At 68.9% G+C, this 15,280-nt stretch carries 12 protein-coding genes; 7 read left to right on the forward strand and 5 right to left on the reverse strand.

The genetic code is table 11. The features are described from left to right. Window positions 1-57 precede the first annotated feature (57 nt). The 4 genes from LK542_RS06515 (at window position 58) to LK542_RS06530 (ending at window position 8,647) form a co-directional block, all read left to right on the forward strand. Window positions 58-2,517, forward strand: coding sequence for a heavy metal translocating P-type ATPase (locus LK542_RS06515; RefSeq protein WP_227811261.1), 2,460 nt, complete (start codon window positions 58-60; stop codon window positions 2,515-2,517). 111 nt (window positions 2,518-2,628) lie between these two features. After that, the gene (locus LK542_RS06520) at window positions 2,629-5,361 is read left to right on the forward strand and encodes an ATP-binding protein (protein ID WP_227811262.1); all 2,733 of its coding nucleotides are present in this window, start codon (window positions 2,629-2,631) and stop codon (window positions 5,359-5,361) included. A gap of 96 nt (window positions 5,362-5,457) precedes the next feature. Then, the gene (locus LK542_RS06525) at window positions 5,458-5,871 is read left to right on the forward strand and encodes a hypothetical protein (RefSeq protein WP_227801000.1); all 414 of its coding nucleotides are present in this window, start codon (window positions 5,458-5,460) and stop codon (window positions 5,869-5,871) included. A gap of 100 nt (window positions 5,872-5,971) precedes the next feature. Further along, window positions 5,972-8,647 (forward strand): bifunctional acetate--CoA ligase family protein/GNAT family N-acetyltransferase, encoded by a 2,676-nt coding sequence (locus LK542_RS06530; protein WP_227811263.1) that lies wholly within the window; start codon window positions 5,972-5,974, stop codon window positions 8,645-8,647. Between the two features lie 59 nt (window positions 8,648-8,706). Here the strand turns inward: LK542_RS06530 and LK542_RS06535 are convergent, their stop codons facing one another. From LK542_RS06535 to LK542_RS06540, 3 genes are all read right to left on the reverse strand, one after another. Then, window positions 8,707-9,954, reverse strand: a complete 1,248-nt coding sequence (locus LK542_RS06535) for a DEAD/DEAH box helicase (protein ID WP_227811264.1) — start codon at window positions 9,952-9,954, stop codon at window positions 8,707-8,709. A gap of 71 nt (window positions 9,955-10,025) precedes the next feature. Then, window positions 10,026-10,151: a hypothetical protein gene (locus LK542_RS24815; protein ID WP_267877537.1), complete on the reverse strand. Its 126-nt coding sequence runs from the start codon at window positions 10,149-10,151 to the stop codon at window positions 10,026-10,028. 61 nt (window positions 10,152-10,212) lie between these two features. Beyond that, a complete protein-coding gene (locus LK542_RS06540; RefSeq protein WP_227801003.1) occupies window positions 10,213-10,890 on the reverse strand; it encodes a hypothetical protein in 678 nt (225 codons plus the stop codon). 217 nt (window positions 10,891-11,107) lie between these two features. On the opposite strand from LK542_RS06540, the gene LK542_RS06545 reads away from it, so the two are divergent. From LK542_RS06545 to LK542_RS06555, 3 genes are all read left to right on the forward strand, one after another. Then, window positions 11,108-12,400, forward strand: coding sequence for a sensor histidine kinase (locus tag LK542_RS06545; protein WP_227811265.1), 1,293 nt, complete (start codon window positions 11,108-11,110; stop codon window positions 12,398-12,400). Continuing rightward, complete coding sequence (locus LK542_RS06550) at window positions 12,393-13,175, forward strand: LytTR family DNA-binding domain-containing protein (RefSeq protein WP_227811266.1); 783 nt, start codon at window positions 12,393-12,395, stop codon at window positions 13,173-13,175. The genes LK542_RS06545 and LK542_RS06550 overlap by 8 nt, the downstream gene beginning before the upstream one ends. 117 nt (window positions 13,176-13,292) lie before the next feature. Then, window positions 13,293-13,763 carry a hypothetical protein gene (locus tag LK542_RS06555; RefSeq protein ID WP_227811267.1) on the forward strand — a complete coding sequence of 157 codons (471 nt, stop codon included), beginning with the start codon at window positions 13,293-13,295 and terminating at the stop codon, window positions 13,761-13,763. A 9-nt stretch (window positions 13,764-13,772) separates the two neighbouring features. On the opposite strand, the gene LK542_RS06560 is transcribed toward LK542_RS06555, so the two are convergent. Beyond that, the gene (locus LK542_RS06560) at window positions 13,773-14,756 is read right to left on the reverse strand and encodes an aldo/keto reductase (protein ID WP_227811268.1); all 984 of its coding nucleotides are present in this window, start codon (window positions 14,754-14,756) and stop codon (window positions 13,773-13,775) included. A 79-nt stretch (window positions 14,757-14,835) separates the two neighbouring features. After that, a complete protein-coding gene (locus LK542_RS06565; protein WP_227811269.1) occupies window positions 14,836-15,225 on the reverse strand; it encodes a nuclear transport factor 2 family protein in 390 nt (129 codons plus the stop codon). Window positions 15,226-15,280 lie beyond the last annotated feature (55 nt).

The raw sequence follows: 15,280 nt of genomic DNA on the forward strand, positions 1-15,280 counted from the left end.
GCTTGACCTTCCCATCGTGGGAAGGAATATCCTTCGGGTATGGATAAAGGAAAGAACATGGATACGAGGACGGATTCCGGCAGCGCCGCCGTGCTGCGCATCACGGGGATGACCTGCGCGTCCTGCGTGGCGCGGGTCGAAAAGGCGCTGCAAAAAGTACCGGGCGTGACGGGTGCGACCGTCAACCTGGCGACCGAGAAGGCCACGGTGCACGGCGCTGCCACGCTCGACGAGCTGGTCGTTGCCGTGCACGAGGCCGGCTACGAAGCGAGCGCCGCGGCGCCGGACGCGCCGGCAGGGAAGGCGGCGCCCGCGGCCGGCAGCCTGCCGGCCTGGTGGCCGGTGGCCGCCGCCGCACTGCTCAGCCTGCCGCTGGTCGCGCCGATGCTAGCCCAGCCCTTCGGCATCGACTGGATGCTGCCGGGCTGGCTGCAACTGGCGCTGGCGACCCCGGTGCAGTTCTGGCTCGGCGCGCGCTTCTACCGGGCCGGCTGGAAGGCGGCGCGCGCCGGCAGCGGCAACATGGACCTGCTGGTCGCGCTCGGCACCAGCGCCGCCTACGGGCTCTCGCTCTGGCTGCTGCTGGCGCACCCTGGGGGCAGCCATGGCGCGCCGCACCTGTATTTCGAATCGGCGGCGGTGGTGATCACCCTGGTCCTGCTCGGCAAGTGGCTGGAAAGCCGCGCCAAGCGCCAGGCGCTGGCGGCGATCGGGGCGCTGGAAGCGCTGCGCAGCAACGAGGCCCTGGTGCGGCGCGACGGCGCGGATGTGCGCATCCCGCTTGGCGAGCTGCGCGTGGGCGAGCTGATGGTGGTGCGCCCCGGCGAGCGGGTGCCGGCTGACGGCCAGGTGGAAGAGGGCCGCAGCCATCTCGACGAATCGCTGCTGACCGGGGAAAGCCTGCCGGTGGCGAAAGGCCCGGGCGAGCGGGTGGCCGGCGGCGCCGTGAATGCCGACGGCCTGCTGCTGGTGCGCGCCACCGCGGTGGGCGCGGAAACCATGCTGTCGCGGATCATCCGCATGGTGGAGGACGCGCAGGCGGTCAAGGCGCCGATCCAGCGCCTGGTGGACCGGGTCAGCGCCGTGTTCGTGCCGGTAGTCTTGCTGATCTCGCTGGCGACCCTGCTGGGCTGGGGCCTGGCCACCGGGGACTGGCAGGCGGCGCTGCTCAATGCGGTGGCGGTGCAGGTGATCGCCTGTCCCTGCGCCCTGGGACTGGCCACGCCGGTCTCGATCATGGTCGGCACCGGCGCGGCCGCGCGCCACGGCATCCTGATCAAGGACGCCGAGGCGCTGGAAACCGCCCATGCGCTGGACGTGGTGGTGTTCGACAAGACCGGCACCTTGACCGCGGGCCGGCCGCAACTGGTCGCGGTCGAGGGCGCGGACCCGGCGCGGGTGCTGCAGCTGGCCGCCAGCGTGCAGCAGGCCAGCACCCATCCGCTGGCGCAGGCGGTGCTCGACGCGGCGGGTACGCGCGGCGCAGCGCCGCTGCCGGCGGCACATGCCCGGGTCCTGCCCGGACGCGGCGTGCAGGCCGAAGTCGGCGGCGCTACCGTCCTGCTCGGCAATGCCCGGCTGATGCAGGAGCAGGGCGCCAGCCTGGGAGCGCTCGCCGCCCAGGGCACCGTTCACGAAGCGCAGGGGCGCACCGTGTCCTGGCTGGCGCTGCAGACTGCGGGGGGAGTCGAGGTGGCCGGCCTGCTGGCCTTTGGCGACACCCTGAAGCCAGGTGCGGCCGCCGCGGTGGCGCGCCTGCAGCGCATGGGCATCGAGGCGCTCATGCTGACCGGCGACAGCGAAGGCGCGGCGCGCACCGTGGCTGCGCAGGCCGGGATCGCGCGCTACCATGCCGGCGTGCTGCCGGGCGACAAGGCGCGCGTGGTCGGCGAACTGAAGCAAGGCGGGCGCCGCGTCGCGATGGTCGGCGACGGCATCAACGACGCCCCCGCGCTGGCGGCGGCCGACGTCGGCATCGCGCTGGCCAGCGGCACCGACGTCGCCATGCAGACCGCCGGCATCACCCTGATGCGCGGCGACCCCGGCCTGGTGGCGGATGCGGTGACGATCTCGCAGCGCACCTATGCCAAGATCCGCCAGAACCTCGGCTGGGCCTTCGTCTACAACGTGGTCGGCATCCCGCTGGCGGCCTTCGGCCTGCTCAACCCCGTGCTGGCGGGAGCGGCCATGGCGCTCAGTTCCGTGAGCGTGGTGGCCAACGCGCTGCTGCTGCGCGGCTGGCGGCCCCAGCCTCCAATACAAGAAACCTCATCCACCAATCGGGCCGACGCGCCCATTCAACAAGGAGCACCCCACATGTATGAACTGACTGTAGAAGACATGAGCTGCGGACATTGCGTCGGACGCGTGACCAAAGCGGTACAGGGTATCGATGCCGATGCCAAGGTCAGCATCGACCTGCCGACCAAGCGCGTGCGCATCGATAGCGATGCCGGACTGGACGAGATTGCCGCCGCGATCGACACCGCCGGCTATCCGGTCAGCGCACGCTCTTGAGCACGACAGCTATCGCGCAGCTCGACATAGACTTTTAAGCTATATTTTTATGTAACTTGAATAAAGGCAGGAAGCACGGCGCAACACGAATCGGAACAGCATTCCACTGGGATGACCATGCGAAACGGTGTTTTAGCAGAACCGGCAGATCTGGCGAAACACCCCCCATCCGGGGCGCAGCTGCGCAGCGTCCTGGTCGTCCTCGGGGTGCTGGGCGTGCTGTTCGCGCTGCTGGCGCCGTTCGCCGCCACGCCCATGCCGGTGGCGCCGGAATTCGTGCCGATGGTGCAGTCGATCCTGATCGGCGCCAACCTGCTCACCGGCATCCTCCTGCTCGGCCACCTGCACACGGGCCGTTCCTGGTCGCTCGGGATTCTCACCCTGGGCTACCTGTTCACGGCGTTGATCGCGCTGGCCCACATGCTGACCTTTCCCGGCCTGTTCTCGGCCCACGGCGTGCTGGGCGGGAACAGCCAGACCACGCCCTGGCTGTTCATGATCTGGCACGCGCTGTTCCCGCTGTGCGTGATCGGCTATGCGCGCAGCTACCGGCGCCCGCTGCCCCCGCATTTCCTGCGCGCGGGTACCCTGCTGACGGCGCTGTTCGCGGCGGTGCTGGTGCTGATCTGCACCAGCGGCGCGCCCTTCCTGCCGCAGCTGATGGACGGGCACCGCTTCCTGCCGGCCTACCGCTGGCTCGGTGCAAGCCTACTGGCGCTGTCCATGTATGCATTGTGGCGCACTGCCAGCAAGCGTCCGCGTGCCGTGCTCGACGTCTGGCTGACGATCGCGATGGCGGCCTGGGTGTTCGAAGTGCTGCTGTCGTGCCTGCTCAACGGCGGGCGCTTCGACCTTGGCTTCTATGCCGGGCGCCTGTACGGGCTGGCGGCGTCGCTGTTCGTGCTCGGGGCGGTCGCGATCGACAACATCGCCCTGCATGAACGGCTGCGCATTACCTTCGAAGAGATGATCGAGACACGCGCCCGGGCCCAGTGGCAAAGCCTGCTGGGATCGGTGCTGCAACAGCTGCCGGACGGCGTCCTGATCGTCGACCGCGAGGGCCGCTGCGTGATGGCCAACGACCAGGCCGGGCAGATGGCGGCGCGCTTCGAGCATGCCGGGCAGGGTGCGGAGCCGGTGTCGGGGCCGGCCGCGATGCTGTCCCTGATCGGCGAGCCGGTGCGGCGCGCGATCCGCGGCGAAGCCTTCCGCGACGCCGTGCTCGAGAGCCAGAGCCCCGATGGCCGCCGTGTCTACACGGTCAGCGGGGCGCCGCTACGCGACGGCGCGGCCGACCTGGCGGCCGCCGTGATCGTCCTCGACGACGTGACCGAACGCACCGAGGCCAGCGCCGCGCTGGCGCGCGCCCTCGACCAGACGCGCTATCTCATCGAAAATACGCCGCTGGCCGTGATCGAGTGGGACCGCGACTTCGTGATCCGGCTGTGGAACAGGCGCGCCGAAGAACTGTTCGGCTGGAGCGCCCGGGAAGCGGTAGGCCGACGCATCGATGCGCTGCCCGTGATCCACGAGGAAGACGCACACAGGGTAGCCCTCGCGATGGGGCGTCTCCTGGACTCGGCCACGCGCTACGTCAAGTCCAGCAACCGCAACCGCACGCGCGACGGCCGCACCCTGTCCTGCGAGTGGTACAACTCGGTGCTGCACGACGAGGAGGGGAACATCGACCGGGTGTTCTCGCTGGTGCTCGATGTCAGCGAGCGCGAGGAAGCGATGGAGGGCCTGAAGGAAGCCGACCGCCGCAAGGACGTCTACATCGCGACCCTGGCGCACGAGCTGCGCAATCCGCTGGCCCCGATCGCGAACGCCGCCTCGCTCCTGCGCGGCAAGCACCTGCCGCAGGACCGGATCGAATGGATCGCGGCCATGGTCGGGCGCCAGACCGCGCAGATGGCGCGCCTGCTCGACGACCTGCTCGACGTGACCCGCATCAGCCGCGGCAAGATCGAACTGCATCGCGCGCCGGTGGAACTGGGACGCCTGCTGCGCGACACCCTGCAGACCAGCATGCCGCTGATCGAGGCCGGGCGCCACCAGGTGGCGCTCGATCTGTGCGACGAGCCGGTCTGGGTCGAGGCCGACGCGCTGCGCCTGACCCAGGTGCTGGCCAACCTGATCAACAACGCCGCCAAGTACACCCCGCCCGGCGGACGCATCGGCATCCTGCTGAAAGAGGAGGGAGGGGAGGCCAGGGTGGAGGTGAGCGACAACGGCATCGGCATCGAGCCGGACATGCTGGGGCGGGTGTTCGACGCCTTTGTCCAGGTGTCGAGCGCCAGCCACCTGGCCCAGGGTGGGCTGGGGATCGGCCTGTCGCTGGCCAAGGGCCTGGTCGAGCTGCACGGCGGCCGGCTGGAAGCCTGGAGCGCCGGGCCGGGACACGGATCGTCGTTCACCGTGCTGCTGCCGGCGATCCATCCCGGACCGGACTGCGAAGCGGCGGTGCTGGAGGTCGCCGGCGGCGCGCGCATCCGCAGGCAGGTGCTGGTGGCCGACGACAACGTGGACGCGGCCGAATCGCTGGCCTGGCTGCTGCGCTCGGAAGGGGCATTGGTGTCGGTGGCGCACGACGGTGCGGCGGCGCTGCGCCTGTTCAACGAGCGGCCGGCGGAGATCGTGGTGCTGGACCTGGGCATGCCGGAGATGGACGGGCTGGAAGTGGCGGCGGTCCTGTCCACGCGCAGGCCGCGGCCCTTCCTCGTCGCCGTCACGGGACGCGGGCGGCAGGAAGACCGGGCGGCCTCGCTGGCGGCCGGGTTCGACGAACACCTGACCAAGCCGGTGGCGCCGCAGCAGCTGATTGCGCTGCTCTCGAACTTGTAGGGAAGCGCTTGTCGCTTTTTACAACAGCGTCCACCCTAATATTGCAGAGCCGGCAAGCGACTGTTAGTATGCCTAGGGCATCGACTTGGAGGGGGCATGCACATGCTGTTTCGCCTGTTCGGCCCGCGCCGCAGGAAAAATCAGGAAGAGATTGCCAGCCGTGCAGCCGAGGTGATCGCACAGGTGCTGTTCGACGTCGGCCTCGACCGCTTCCTGGCCGGCACGGTGCTGCTCGACCGCCAGTTCCGCCTGCACTTCTACGCCGCCCCGCCGGTGTCAAGCCGCAGCGTGCTGGCCGCCATCGCCATGCACGAGCTGGACGAGGCGCGCGTGTTCCGCTCCCACGTGCTGGGCGCCGGGATCGACGCACCCACGCTGGCCTGCCATACCCGCATCATGGCCGACGGCATCATGCGCGAACTGCGCGCCCGTTCGCCCGCCCTGTGCGCGCTGCCGGCCACCCGGCGCGAACGCCGCCTCGGCGCCCGTCCCTTCAGCCGCCGCTCCTAGGGCTGTCGGGTATCCGGTGCGCGCTGCCTTGCGCAGCGTTGCTATCCTTTCCCTGATGGGCGCAGCGGCGCCCGCCCCATTCGCACGGAAAGGTCCAGGCATGAGCGTTCGCAACCTCGAGCACCTGTTCGCCCCAGGCTCGGTCGCGCTGGTCGGCGCCTCCGAAAGGCCGGGCAGCCTTGGAGCGACCTTGCTGCACAACCTGCTCGCCGGCGGTTTTAAGGGCGAGGTCTGGCCCGTCAATCCGAAGTACACCGAACTGTCCGGCCGGCGCTGCTATGCCAGCGTGGCGGAGCTGCCGCAGGCGCCCTCGCTGGCGGTGATCTGCACGCCGCCTGCCACGGTGCCCGCGATCGTGCGCCAGCTGGGCGAGCGCGGCACCCGCGCGGCGGTGGTCTTGAGCCAGGGCCTGGTCGATGCGCGCAGGGGCGGACGCAGCCTGCGCCAGGCCATGCTCGACGCCGCCCACCCCTATCTCCTGCGCCTGCTGGGACCGAACAGCGCCGGGCTGCTGACCCCTGGGCTCGGCCTGAACGCCAGCGTCGCCACCAGCGGCGCGCTGCCGGGACGGATCGCGTTCGTGTCGCAGTCGGGCGCCCTGATGGTCGGGGTGCTGGACTGGGCGCGCACGCGCGGCATCGGTTTTTCGCACTTCATCGCGCTGGGCGATGCGGCCGACGTCGACCTCGGCGACGTGCTCGACTACCTGGCCAGCGACGGCGCGACGGGCGCGATCCTGCTCTACCTGCAGGACCTGCGCTATGCGCGCAAGTTCATGTCGGCGGCGCGCGCGGCGGCGCGCAGCAAGCCGGTGCTGGTGCTGAAGGCCGGGCGCGAAGAGGACGACGCGCCGGCCGCGGCCAGCGAGAGCGGGGCGCTGGCGCACCACGACGACGTGTTCGACGCCGCGATCCGGCGCGCCGGCATGCTGCGCGTGTACACCACCGACCAGCTGTTCTCGGCCGCCGAGACCCTGGCCTACGCGCGCCCGCTGCACGGCGAGCGGCTCGCGATCGTCAGCAACGGCGCCGGTCCCGGCGTGCTGGCGCGCGACGCGCTGGCCTATGGCGGCGGGGTGGAAGCGCAGTTCGCAAGCAGCACCATCGACCGGCTGGACGCGCTGCTGGCGCCGCGCTGGCGGCGCGGGAACGTGGTCAACCTGCAGGGCGGCGCGCCGCCGGCACTGTATCGCGAGACGCTCGAGATCCTGCTGCAGGACCCGCAGGTCGATGCGGTGCTGGCGATCCAGTCGCCCACCGCCACCGTATCCAGCCGCGACGTCGCCGACGCCATCGCGCCGCTGGTGCGCAGCGCCTCCAAGACCCTGCTCTCGTGCTGGCTGGGCGGGGCCGCGGTCGCGGAGGCACGCGCGATTGCCTCCGGCGCGCGCCTGCCGGCCTTCCGTACGCCGGAAGACGCGGTGGCGGGCTTCCTGCAGCTGGTGCACTACCGGCGCAACCAGAACCTCCTGATGGAAGTGCCGCCCTCGATGGCCGGCACCGTGGCGCCGGACCGGGCGGCCGCGCGCGCGCTGGTGCGCGAAGCGATTGCAGCAGGGCGCTACCTGCTGTCCGATCCCGAGACCAAGGCCATCCTGCGCACCTACGGCATGGCAGTGGTCGAGACGCGCCAGGCCGCCACGGTCGACGAGGCGGTGCAGGCGGCCCAGAACATCGGTTACCCGGTGGCGGTCAAGATCCTCACGCCCGACGTGATGCACAAGTCGGACTTCGGCGGCGTGACCCTCGACATCGACAGCCCGGAAGGGGTGCGCGCGGCGGCGAAGCGCATGACGAAGCGCTTGGGCGAGCTGTTCCCGCAGGCGCGCTTCGAAGGCTATTCGGTGCAGGCCATGGCCCGTTCGAGCAATGCGCATGAACTGATCGTGGGCGCCGCCCTCGACCCGGTGTTCGGGCCGGTGATCGTGTTCGGGCAGGGCGGGGTGACGGTGGAAGTGACCGACGACCATGCGGTCGGCCTGCCGCCCCTGAACCTGGTGCTGGCGCGCGACCTGGTCGACCGCACCCGCGTGGCCAGGCTGCTGGCCGGCTACCGCAACCGCCCGGCGGTGAACATGGACGCGGTACTGGCCTCGCTGGTGCAGGTCTCGCGCATGGTGGCGGATATCCCCGAGATCGTGGAACTGGACCTGAACCCGCTGCTGGCCGACAGCCGCGGCACGACGGTGCTGGACGCGCGCATGCGCCTGGCGCTGGCCGACCGCTCCGGCAGCACGCTCGACCGGCTGGCGATCCGTCCCTATCCGCGCGAACTGGAAGAGACCATCGAGTGGAATGGCGGGACGCTGCTGCTGCGCCCGATCCGTCCGGAAGACGGCCCGGCGCACCTGGCCTTCTTTGATGCGCTCACCCCCGACGACGTGCGCTACCGGATGTTCGTGCGCATCCGCGAACTGCAGCCCTCGCAGCTGGCGCGCTTCACCCAGATCGACTACGACCGCGAAATGGCCTTCATCGCTACCCGCCCCAATGCGCAGGGCGTGGCCGAGACGCTGGCGGTGGGCAGGGTGGTGGCCGATCCGGACAACATCAGCGCCGAGTTCGCGGTGACGGTGCGCTCCGACCTGAAGGGCATGGGTCTGGGGAAGATCATGATGCAGAAGCTGATCGACTACTGCCGCTCGCGCGGTACACGCGAGATCGTGGGCGAGGCGCTGCCGCAGAATTCGCGCATCACGGGCCTGGCCAAGCGGATGGGCTTTACGGTGAAATCGACCGGGCTCGAAGGAATGCGCGAAATGCGCCTGGTACTGTAACTACCGCCGGTGTTGTAGGGTGGGCGGGTTTTCCCGCCCACGCGGTAATTGGCCGCCAGTCAGCGCCGGAAGCGCACGTCCTCCTGCACCACCTTGACCTCGCCCTTCGGCTTCTTGGGCTTTTTCGGCTTCTTCACGATCTGTCCGCCGGCCGTGGTCTCGGGCACCCGGTGATCCGGCTCGAACCCGCTTTCTTCCTCGCGCCGGATGGTCTGGCGCGTCAGGGCCTCGATCGCCGCCAGGTATTCCACCTCGTCGGCCGCCACCAGCGACACCGCTTCGCCCGAGGCGCCCGCGCGTCCGGTACGCCCGGTGCGGTGCACGTAGTCCTCGGCCACGATCGGCAGGTCGACATTGACCACCACCGGCAGGTCGTCGATGTCCAGGCCGCGCGCGGCGACGTCGGTTGCCACCAGCACCTTCACGTCGCCCGCCTTGAAACGCTCCAGCGCGCGCAGGCGCGCCGGCTGCGGCTTGTCGCCGTGGATGGCATCGGCCGGGATGCGCTTGGCGTCCAGCAGGCCGACCAGCTCGTCCACGCCCTTGCGGGTTTTGGCAAAGGCCAGCACCTGGGTCCAGCCGTGCTTCTTCAGCAGGTGCAGGAACAGCTCGGACTTGCGCTTCTTGTCGACCGGGACCAGCCATTGGGTGACCTTGGTCGCGGTGGTATTGCGCGGCGACGCCTCGATGCGCACCGGTTCGCGCAGCAGGCGGTTGGCCATGGCGCGGATCTGGTCGGAGAAGGTGGCCGAGACCAGCAGGGTCTGGCGCTTTTTCGGCAGGGCCGCGAACACCTGGTCGAGCTCTTTCGAGAAGCCGAGGTCGAGCATGCGGTCCGCTTCGTCCAGCACCAGGGTGATGACTTCGTTGAACTTCACCGCGTTCTGGCGGTACAAATCGAGCAGGCGGCCGGGGGTCGCCACCAGCACGTCCGCTCCCTTACGCAAATTCATCATCTGCGGATTGATGCTGACCCCGCCGTAGGCCACCATGGTGCGCAGGTTCAGCCCGGCGCCGTAGCTGCGGAAGCTTTCATGCACCTGCTCGGCCAGCTCGCGGGTCGGCACGAGGACCAGGGCGCGCACGGCATTGCTGCCGACCGGCTTGTCGCGCTTGAACAGGCGCTGCAGGATCGGCAGGGCAAAGCCGGCGGTCTTGCCGGTGCCGGTCTGGGCGGCAGCCATCACGTCCTTGCCGGACAGGACGGCAGGAATGGCCTGCTGCTGGACAGGGGTCGGGGTGGTGTAGTCGAGCGAAGCGAGGGTCTGGACGATCGGCTCGATCAGTCCAAGGGCGGCAAACGGCATGGGAACCTTACGGCGAATAAATAGACAGGCCGTAGTTTACCGTGCCCGGGGCAGTACGGGCAAAAGCCTGTTCAGATGGAGACGACGACGTCCGACAGGTCGACGATGGGCTTGGCCGGTTCGCGCTGGTCCTTGCATCCGCCCATGACGAGCGTGGCGACGATCAGCGCAAAGGGAAGGAAGCGGCGCGGTGGCATGATGGCTCCTTGATAAGAGTTTCCATCATACGCCTGTCCGCGCCGATGTACATATCTTCTTTTAGAAGTTGTACGAGATGCTGGCGCGCAGCACCGGGTAGACCTTGTAGTCCGAGGCTTCGTCCTGCAGGCGCAGTTCTTCCACCGCCACGTCGGTCGCCAGCTTGCCGCACACGGCGTTCGAGGTGGTGCAGCCGTAAGGAATCAGGTTGACCTTGGCCTTGCCCTGGTAAAAGGCGCCGATGTCGGCGCCGAAGTTCCAGCGCTTGTTCGGGGTGAGGGCATTGCCCCAGCCGATGCCGATGTAGGGCGCGGCGCGGCGGAAGCTGACGTCGCCTTTCAGGGTGCCGATGTCGGTGGTCTTGTAGGTATTGCCGTTGAAGGTGAAGCTGCCGTTGGCGGCAGGGACGCCGGTCGCCTTGAAACGGGTGCCGTTGTAGACCAGGCCGCTGGTCAGGCGGAAGCTGCTGCCCTCGATCACGTACCAGTCGAACAGCACGTCGAAGGTGGCCAGCTTGCCGTCCAGCTTGTAGTCGACCAGGCCGGAGCGCTTGTCGAGGTCGTGCTTGAAGTAGTTGGCGCCGAAACGGCCGTTCAGGGTGCGCTCCATCGGGACCACGAGGTGCAGGCCGGCGCCGGTGGTGCCGAGGTCGGCGGTGACGGCGGCGCCCAGCTGGGCGTGCGCGGAAGTGCCCAGCAGGAGGGCGGCGAATGCGAAGACGGTATGCTTGAATGCCATGCTGAAAAAAACCTTTCTTTGACGAACTGCGCAGCATTGTAAAGCAGTGTTCGCCAGGCAGCGAGAAAAGCCGGCTGCGGGTGAGGGCAATGCGCAACGGATTTTTTAGGGCGGGCAGGGCCGGTTTCGTCGCCGCTACCCCGTCTCCGTCGCATAATGTCACCGGGCAATGAAGACCAGGACTAATCTGGCGCTGTCCCACTACTGAAAGAACACCATGATCTCAAGCGCTTTTCACCTCGGACGACTGCTGGCGGCCTGGCTCGGCTGCTACCTCATCCTGTGCATCATCGTCGTCGAGTCGATCCACGATTACTTCGAACGCGACATCGGCGGCTATTTCGCGCTGCTGGCCCTGTTCCTCGGCCTGTGGGTGCTGTCCGGCGTGTTCTCGCACATGCGCCGGGTGCGCCTGATCGCCGGCACCCTGAACAGCAGCACCCTGTCGAACCGGCAGCGGCGCCAGATCGAAATCCCGTTCGAAGCCGGCGAGGCCTTCGACCTGATCGATGCCGCGATCCGCGAGCTGCCAGGCGCGATCCTGGTGGAAAGCGCGCGCGACAGCCTGCAGGTGCGCGCCAAGGTCAAGCGCATCAACCCCTATGCCATGCACCACGATGGCCAGCCGCCGGCGGCCAGCTGGGCATTCATTCCGTTCGGCGAACGCCGCAACCAGATCCTGGCCACGGTTACCCCGAACGGCGACGCCGCCGGCAGCGTGACGCTGATCTGCGAACCGGAAGACCCGGCCTGGACCGACACCTTCCTGGTCGACCATGGCACCAACCTGGAGAACGCCGAAGCGATCGTGCGCGCCATCACCCGCCGCGTCGCCGAGCGCCGCCGCGGCGAGCAGGCCCAGGTCCGCCAGACCGCTACCGAGAAGGAACTCACGGTGGCCAAGCTGAACCTGCTGCACGCCCAGGTCGAGCCACACTTCCTGTACAACACGCTGGCCAGTGCCCAGGTGCTGACCCGTACCGACCCGGCGCGTGCCGATGAGATGCTCGGCAACCTGATCCAGTACCTGCGCCACTCGCTGCCGCGCACCGAGGACGCGCCTTCGACCATCGGCGAGGAACTGGAGCGCGCCCGTGCCTACCTCGACATCCTCAAGATCCGCATGGGCCCGCGCCTGCAGCTGCAGGTCGACGTGCCCGATGCCCTGCGCGGCGTGCTGTTCCCGACCATGATGCTGCAGACCCTGGTCGAAAACGCGATCAAGCACGGCCTCGAACCCAAGCCGGGCGGCGGCACGGTGTGGATCCTGGCGCGCCAGGTCGACAACAGCGTGGCGGTGACGGTGGCCGACGACGGCCGCGGCTTCACGGCCGAGGGCGGCGGCACCGGCGTCGGCCTGCGCAACGTGCGCGAGCGCCTTCGCCTGGCCTACGGCAATGCGGCCTCGTTCTCGATCGTGGCCAACTTCCCGAGCGGCGTGGCGGCCACCATCACGGTGCCGAACGCCGTCAACAGCACCGTGGGAGCAGGAGGGCTGCATCATGCTTGAGAAGCGGATCACCGGCGTGATCGCCGAAGACGAAACCCTGCTGCGCGAATCGCTGGTCCAGTTGCTGGGGCAGGTGTGGCCGGAACTGGACATCGTGGCCAGCTGCGAAGACGGCGGCAGCGCGCTGGAAGCGATTGCCGCCCATCGCCCCGACGTGGCTTTCCTCGACATCCGCATGCCGGGCCTGTCCGGCCTGGAAGTCGCCTCCAGCCTGGTGGACACCGGGATCAAGACCGAGCTCGTGTTCGTCACCGCCTACGACCAGTACGCGATCGACGCCTTCGAGCGCGGCGCGGTCGACTACCTGCTTAAACCCGTGGCGCGCGAACGCCTGGCCGGCACCGTGGCAAGGGTGCACGCGCGCCTGCAGCGCGGCGGCCAGGACCTGGCGCAGCTGCAGGCCCTGCTGCTGCAGCTGTCGGCGGCGGCGCCGCCGCAGCCCAAGGCGCCGCCGCTGGTGTGGCTGACCGCCAGCCGCGGCCAGGAGACGCGCCTGATCCTGGTCGACGACGTGGCCTACTTCCAGGCCGACAGCAAGTACACGGTCGTGATGACCCAGGATGGCGAAGCGCTGCTGCGCAAACCCATCCGCGACCTGCTCGAGGTGCTGGACCCGACCATGTTCAAGCAGGTCCATCGTTCGACCATCGTCAACCTGCGCGCGGTGGCCGGGGTCTCGCGCGACGAGAGCGGACGCGGCACGCTGCGGCTGAAGAATCGCCCGGAAACTCTGGCGGTGAGCCAGCCCTTCATGGCGCTGTTCCGGAACATGTAAGCGTGAACCTGTAACGAGATGTGAAAGGGTGCACAGAGTGTAAAAGTGTGAAGTGCCGCACCTTCGGTTCGACATTTCCGGTGGTAAAGTTCGCCCGTCAAACACTGAGAGGCAACTATGAAAGCCCTGATCCTCTGCGCAGCCCTGGCGAGCGCTACCTTCCCAGCCCTGGCCCAGACCAATGTCAGCATCAGCGTCGGCCAGCCCGGCTTCTACGGCCGCATCGATATCGGCGATGGCGGCTACTACGGCCCGCCGCCGGTCTACATGGCGCAACCGGTCATCGTCGAACGCCATCATCGCGTGCGCGCCGAGCCGGTCTACCTGCGCGTGCCGCCGGGCCACCGCAAGAACTGGAACAAGCACTGCCGCAAATACGGCGCCTGCAGCCAGCCGGTGCTGTTCGTGCAGGATCGCTGGTATGCCGACGTGTATGCGCCGCGCTACCGCGAGCGTCACGGCGGCGGCCACCATGAGCGCTGGGATGACCGCGGCCATGGCCGTGATCGCCACGAAGACCGCGGCCATGGCAGGGGCCATGGCAACGGACACGGCAAGGGCCACGGTCACGGCCACGGCCGCGACTGATCCGATCCTTTACTGCGGCAGCGGCGCGTCCGGCGGCAGCAGCCCTTCGTGCACCAGTTCCTGCCAGAAGGCGGCAGGAATCTGCAGCGCCATCTGGACCGCATTGCGCCCGAGGTGCTGCGTGCTGCTGGCGCCGGGGATGGTCGCCGAGACCACCGGATGGGCCGCGCCGAACTGCAGCGCCGCGGCGGCCAGGTCGACGCCGTGGCGTCCCGCCACCTGCCGCAGGCGCTCGCGCCGTTCGTAGTGTTCCGGCTTGGCGGGCAGGTAGTCGTAGCGGTCGCCGCCGGCCAGGAAACCCGAGTTGTACGGGCCGCCCAGCACGACCGAGGCGCCGCGCTCCATGCACAGCGGGAACAGGGCTTCCAGCGGCGTGGTCTCCATCAGCGTGTAGCGTCCGGCCAGCAGGAAGATGTCGGGGTCGGACTGCTGCAGCGCGCGCATGCAGGACTCGACCGTGTTCACGCCCAGTCCCCAGGCCTTGATCAGGCCTTCCTCGCGCATGCGCACCAGCTCCTCAAAAGCACCGCCGGGGCCGGCCGCGATCCGGAAATAATGCTCGAAACTGTCGCCGAAGGCATCGACCGAGAGGTCGTGCACGTAGACGACATCGATGCTGCCCAGCGCCAGGCGCTGCAGGCTGTCCTCGACCGAGCGGCGCGCGCCTGCGGCCGTGAAGTCGATTACCCGCCGGAAGGGCAGGGCAGAGACGAAGGGTGGCGCCACCTCGCCGGCTACATCGGGCGCCAGCAGGCGGCCGACCTTGGTCGACAGCGTGTATTCCCCACGCGGCCGGGTGCGCAGGGCCTGGCCGAAGCGGTGCTCGGACAGGCCGGCGCCATAGTGCGGCGCGGTGTCGAAATAGCGGATGCCGGCGTCCCAGGCCGCGTCGACGGTGGCGCGGGCCGCCTCGTCGGACGTGGTGTGGTACATGTCGCCGAGCCCGGTGCCGCCCAGGCCCAGGCGCGTGATCGGTCGGTAGCGCTGGTTCATGTCGCATCCTTTCAAGCGTGTCGAGCGGCCATGCTACAGGACCGGCCCATCGCGCCACGCACGGATCGCTGAAGGCCCATCAAGGCGCCGGTGCGCGGATTTCGCTGGCATGCGCCGCCACCAAGCGCCAGGCGCCGTCCGGCGCGCGCCGCCACACGCGGCTGTAGCGCAGGTCGGCGCTGAAGGGTGAGCGGCCAAACTGGCCCGCCACCGCCACGCGCACCGAGACGATGGCGCAGTCGCCGTCGACGACCACACGCATCTCGGAGGGATCCATGCGGGCCAGTCGCAACAGGCCCGAGCGGTGCGTGTCGAGATCGTCGTGTTTGCCGAAGACCTGGCCGAGGTGGTTGGTGAAGATCAACCCATGGTCGATCAGCTCGTCCAGCACGGTCAGGTCGGAGGCGAGCATGGCCTCGTGCAGGCGGGCTTCGGCATCGGCAATCTCGGCGGGGACGTGGTTGGGCATGGCATCGTTCTCGAGGATGGAATGGCATGATCTTAACCCGGCGTGGGTACCAGGG

Source organism: Massilia sp. IC2-477, from assembly GCF_020707265.1.
Taxonomy (GTDB): Bacteria; Pseudomonadota; Gammaproteobacteria; order Burkholderiales; family Burkholderiaceae_D; genus Telluria.

Coding starts and splice junctions, on each gene's coding strand:
- LK542_RS06515 (WP_227811261.1), top strand. CDS start 58: ATGGATACGAGGACGGATTCCGGCAGCGCCGCCGTGCTGCGCATCACG.
- LK542_RS06520 (WP_227811262.1), top strand. CDS start 2,629: ATGACCATGCGAAACGGTGTTTTAGCAGAACCGGCAGATCTGGCGAAA.
- LK542_RS06525 (WP_227801000.1), top strand. CDS start 5,458: ATGCACATGCTGTTTCGCCTGTTCGGCCCGCGCCGCAGGAAAAATCAG.
- LK542_RS06530 (WP_227811263.1), top strand. CDS start 5,972: ATGAGCGTTCGCAACCTCGAGCACCTGTTCGCCCCAGGCTCGGTCGCG.
- LK542_RS06535 (WP_227811264.1), bottom strand. CDS start 9,954: ATGCCGTTTGCCGCCCTTGGACTGATCGAGCCGATCGTCCAGACCCTC.
- LK542_RS24815 (WP_267877537.1), bottom strand. CDS start 10,151: ATGCCACCGCGCCGCTTCCTTCCCTTTGCGCTGATCGTCGCCACGCTC.
- LK542_RS06540 (WP_227801003.1), bottom strand. CDS start 10,890: ATGGCATTCAAGCATACCGTCTTCGCATTCGCCGCCCTCCTGCTGGGC.
- LK542_RS06545 (WP_227811265.1), top strand. CDS start 11,108: ATGATCTCAAGCGCTTTTCACCTCGGACGACTGCTGGCGGCCTGGCTC.
- LK542_RS06550 (WP_227811266.1), top strand. CDS start 12,393: ATGCTTGAGAAGCGGATCACCGGCGTGATCGCCGAAGACGAAACCCTG.
- LK542_RS06555 (WP_227811267.1), top strand. CDS start 13,293: ATGAAAGCCCTGATCCTCTGCGCAGCCCTGGCGAGCGCTACCTTCCCA.
- LK542_RS06560 (WP_227811268.1), bottom strand. CDS start 14,756: ATGAACCAGCGCTACCGACCGATCACGCGCCTGGGCCTGGGCGGCACC.
- LK542_RS06565 (WP_227811269.1), bottom strand. CDS start 15,225: ATGCCCAACCACGTCCCCGCCGAGATTGCCGATGCCGAAGCCCGCCTG.